Below are 3,632 nucleotides of genomic sequence, written 5' to 3'. Positions count from 1 at the left end.
CGTAGTAGTCCGCCTCGGCTAACACTGTGGGTATAGTCGGTGAAGTTTCGTCCGTGCGTCGTCGACGGTGAACCGCCATTTCACCGTGGAGCGCGTCGCATTCCGCTCGCGTTCCCAAGCCGACAGCTCCCGCCTCAGCGTCTCCACATCGCCAATCCGCCGGTTCAGGCACTGCCGCGACAACACGCTCAGTTCGATCTCCGCCACGTTCAGCCAGCTGCCGTTCCGCGGTGTGTGCCGCAGGTCCAGCCGGCGCCGCAGGTCGCCCGCCTGGCCCGCTGGAAACGCTTCATACAGCGAAGCAATCGTGTGCGTATTCAGGTTGTCGCACACCAGCGTCACCTTCCGGGCCTGAGGGAAATCGTCTTCCAGCAACTGCCGGACTTCCTCGGCCCAGTCGATCCGCGTCCGGTGGTCACGACTGGTGACTCGTCGCCAGCCGGAGAGGGGATTGAAGAACAGGAACAGCGCCTGCGTCCCACGGCGATCATAGTGGTAGTCCTCCCGGAGAGGATGGCCGGGAGACATTGGAATCGACGGTTCCTCGTCCCGCAACAGTTGCTTGCTGGCCTCATCCATGCAGATCAGAACGTGACCGTCTTCGTAAGGAGCGGCGTAAACGTCCAGCACGTCCTCCATCTGCGCTACGAACCGAGCTCGATTCCGCTCCGGCACACACCAGCACTCCTTCCGCCAGGGCTGCAGTTCGTTTTTTTAAAGCGCGACGAACGGTCTCCGCGGAGATCTGCGTGACGATCTGGCGGGCCATCAGTTCGTTGGCCAACAGCTGCATCGTCCAGACCGTGCGTCCTTCGGGAGCTGCGCTACAGCACAGGGCCACGAGATGGGCTTCCCCCCGGCCATCCAGAATCGGCGGCGTGGGCGGGGTTTCCCGCCGCTTTCGATCAAGCGCAGGCGCCTCCCCATCAACGACGAACCGCTTGCGGATCTTGTCGACGGTGTTGGGATGCATCCCCAGCGCCTCGGCCACTTGAGTGCGCGTCCAGGGGCCGCCGGAACGGTTGTGATCGCTGAGCAGCAACAGGCGTGCGTGACGGATCTTCCTGGCCGGAGCATGTCCGTTGGCACAGATGTCCTCGAACCGCTGACGTTGCTCGTCGGAGAGCGCGACGGGATATTGATTAGGTGTCGACCGAGCCATCCGTGATTCTCCCTTCCCTGGAGTGTGATTCTCGGCAGCTTAGTAAACCCAGTCGATTAGTCGAGGGTGGCTACTACTGAAGCAACGCAGGCCGAAACTATGAGAAAGGAAGTCGAGCCGCGTTGGGGATGCTTTTGATGCGTGGTAAACGTGTTGTTCCGTGAAGAACTCCCGCTTCCACAAAAGGATCGTTCCGTGAAATACGTCGGCATCGACCTTCACAAAGAGACTTTCAGCGTCTGCGTCGTCGACCAATCCCGCAAGGTTCTCGAGCGCCGTCGCCTGTTCTGCCGCGAAGTGCTCTCCATCAAAAGCTGGTTCCAGTCGCTGGGGCCCTTCGCCGCCATGGTCGAAGCCGCCGCCAGCGATGAATGGCTCCTGAAGCCTCTGGAACCTCTCGCGGAAAAACTCGCGCTGGCGCATCCCAGGAAACTCCGGGTCATCGCGGAGACCACCCGCAAAAGCGACCGCCTCGACGCCCAGACCCCGGCCGAGTTCCTTGCCTCAGACCATTGGCATGGTTCCTGTGCAGGCGATTGGACGCGTTCAGACTCGTGGATGTCCAGCCTTCGCCTGCAGTGGCCTGCACACCAGTTCTGAAGATGCTCTAAGCCATCGCCGTGATCCGCACATGCTTGTCGTGATGGGCCGTGGCGAACTGCGTCCGGTCTGCGGACAGGTCCATATCGCGCAGGATGTTCGGCGTCTGGAATTTGTGAAAGGCCTTCTCCTCGTCGGCCTTCCAGAACAGCAGCCAGCCGCCGCTCGATCCGCCGGAGGCCCCGACAAGAGTTCCATCCGCGAGGTAGGCCAGTCGCCAGATTCCGCCGCCGGTGATCCCCTCCGTCACCTGCTGTTTCACCAGCGTGCCGGTTTCCCATTCGTACAGCATCACCAGCGGTTCGTGGACTGCCCCCAGCGGGTTGGTCGCCTTGTGAAGTCCCCCCACGGCGAGAAACTTGCCATCGGGGCTCAGCGCCAGGCCGCGGACCCCGCCAAAATCGACCTGCTGACCGGCCGCGTTGTACGAATGCACTTCCTTGGCTTCGAGGGTGCGGACCGTCGAGCCCCCCCGGACATCCCACTGCCGCACGTTGCCCAGCAGATCGCCCGAGCAGAGAAACTCGCCGCTGGGGTGCCAGAGGACGGTGTAGACATCCCGCGTGTGACCGGCGAGTTCCCGGACAAGCGTCCCGTCGGCCGTGTTCCACAGCCGCACCATTCCATCGTTCCCCGCGGACGCCAGCAATTGTCCGTCGGGACTGACGGCGAGCTGGCGGATCCAGCCTTTGTGCGCGGCAATTTGCCGCAGCGGGGTCGGCGTTTCGGCGGCCGCTTCCCACCACGCCAGTTTTCCCTCGCAGCCTCCGGAGATCAGAAACTTCCCGTCCGGCGTGCAGGCCAGTCCGTGCACCCAGCTCTCGTGGCCCCCTTCGAGCGCCGTCTTTGTTCCGCCATCGAGCTTGAACCGGACCACGGTCTTCTCCTCGGCGCCGCAGAAGACGTAGCGGCCGAGTGGATCAAACCGGCAGGCCACAAGCGGTCGGTCGGTCGGCCACGCGGAAGCGACTTTGCATTTGGTGACATCCACAACGGTGAGATGGGACGACGCGGCGGCATCCGGCATGGGAGCATCCGTTGCAAAATGAGACGCGGCGGCGAGGTGGGACGATTCAGCGCGCCGCGCTAGTATGGTGGGAAACCCGAACTTCTCGGAGGGAGGCCCCCGTACTCTATTGAAAGCCATGCCAAACGAGGTAGTCTCACTGGATCGGACACGACATCCTGCTGCGCATTTTCAACATGTCCATTGCTTTCGTTGTCAACGCCGGGCTCGCAGGACCGCTGTCTGTCTCTGTTCCTCATTTCTTTGACCTGCTCGGGGGAGTCGCGTCATGTCACGTCCTGTTCGGAGACGCTTTGGATTCACACTGATTGAGCTGCTGGTGGTGATCGCCATTATCGCCATCCTGATTGCACTGTTGCTACCCGCCGTCCAGCAGGCCCGCGAGGCCGCCCGGCGGACCCAGTGCAAGAACAACATGAAGCAGATTGGGCTTGCGCTTCACAACTATCACGACACGTTCAACGTGTTCCCCGCTGGCTCCTACTGGAGCCTACCGCTCGACGCCAACTGTTCGACCGGAACCCACCAGAAGGGCTCAATCATGCTGCGGCTGCTGCCAGGGCGATCGCGCCATGCTGGGCGATCTGGTAGAAGTGGGCGATGGCGACTCGTGAGTTGATGCGGCCGAAACGGATTCGGCCCTGGCGGGTCGCCGTCACAGGAGGCCTGCCATGTCCGCCGCCCGTCTGCACGAACACTTTGCCGAACTCACCGATCCCCGCCGCCGCGAGGTCACTCATCCCCTCATCAACATTGTCACGATCGGCATCTGCGCCGTGATTGCCGGTGCCGACGATTTCGTGGCCATCGCCAAGTGGGGACGCACCAAACAGGACTGGCTGG

General features: G+C 62.5%; 5 protein-coding genes. 3 read left to right on the top strand and 2 right to left on the bottom strand.

All coding sequences use genetic code 11. The annotated features are described in order from the left end of the window. Window positions 1-18 precede the first annotated feature (18 nt). Window positions 19-1,162 (bottom strand): IS630 family transposase gene (locus tag QUB80_RS35140; RefSeq protein WP_289794035.1). Its coding sequence is split into 2 segments (ribosomal slippage): window positions 19-715 and window positions 714-1,162, totalling 1,146 coding nucleotides; the frame shifts between segments, so codons are not numbered across the junction. Window positions 1,163-1,315: 153 nt separating this feature from the next. Here QUB80_RS35140 and QUB80_RS35135 point away from each other — a divergent pair. Beyond that, window positions 1,316-1,762, top strand: a complete 447-nt coding sequence (locus tag QUB80_RS35135; RefSeq protein ID WP_289794034.1) for an IS110 family transposase — start codon at window positions 1,316-1,318, stop codon at window positions 1,760-1,762. A gap of 7 nt (window positions 1,763-1,769) precedes the next feature. On the opposite strand, the gene QUB80_RS35130 is transcribed toward QUB80_RS35135, so the two are convergent. Continuing rightward, a complete protein-coding gene (locus QUB80_RS35130) occupies window positions 1,770-2,789 on the bottom strand; it encodes a WD40 repeat domain-containing protein (RefSeq protein WP_289794033.1) in 1,020 nt (339 codons plus the stop codon). A gap of 268 nt (window positions 2,790-3,057) precedes the next feature. Between QUB80_RS35130 and QUB80_RS35125 the strand changes: the two genes are divergently transcribed. Both QUB80_RS35125 and QUB80_RS35120 read left to right on the top strand, forming a co-directional pair. Continuing rightward, window positions 3,058-3,408, top strand: a complete 351-nt coding sequence (locus QUB80_RS35125; protein ID WP_289794032.1) for a type II secretion system protein — start codon at window positions 3,058-3,060, stop codon at window positions 3,406-3,408. A gap of 52 nt (window positions 3,409-3,460) precedes the next feature. Next, a partial coding sequence (locus QUB80_RS35120) for a transposase family protein (RefSeq protein ID WP_289794036.1) occupies window positions 3,461-3,632 on the top strand: 172 nt, incomplete at its 3' end.

The sequence above is a fragment of the Chlorogloeopsis sp. ULAP01 genome (assembly GCF_030381805.1).
Taxonomy (GTDB): Bacteria; Cyanobacteriota; Cyanobacteriia; order Cyanobacteriales; family Nostocaceae; genus Chlorogloeopsis.
The sequence above is the reverse complement of the archived record's forward strand: the minus strand, read 5'-3'. Positions and strand labels throughout refer to the sequence as shown.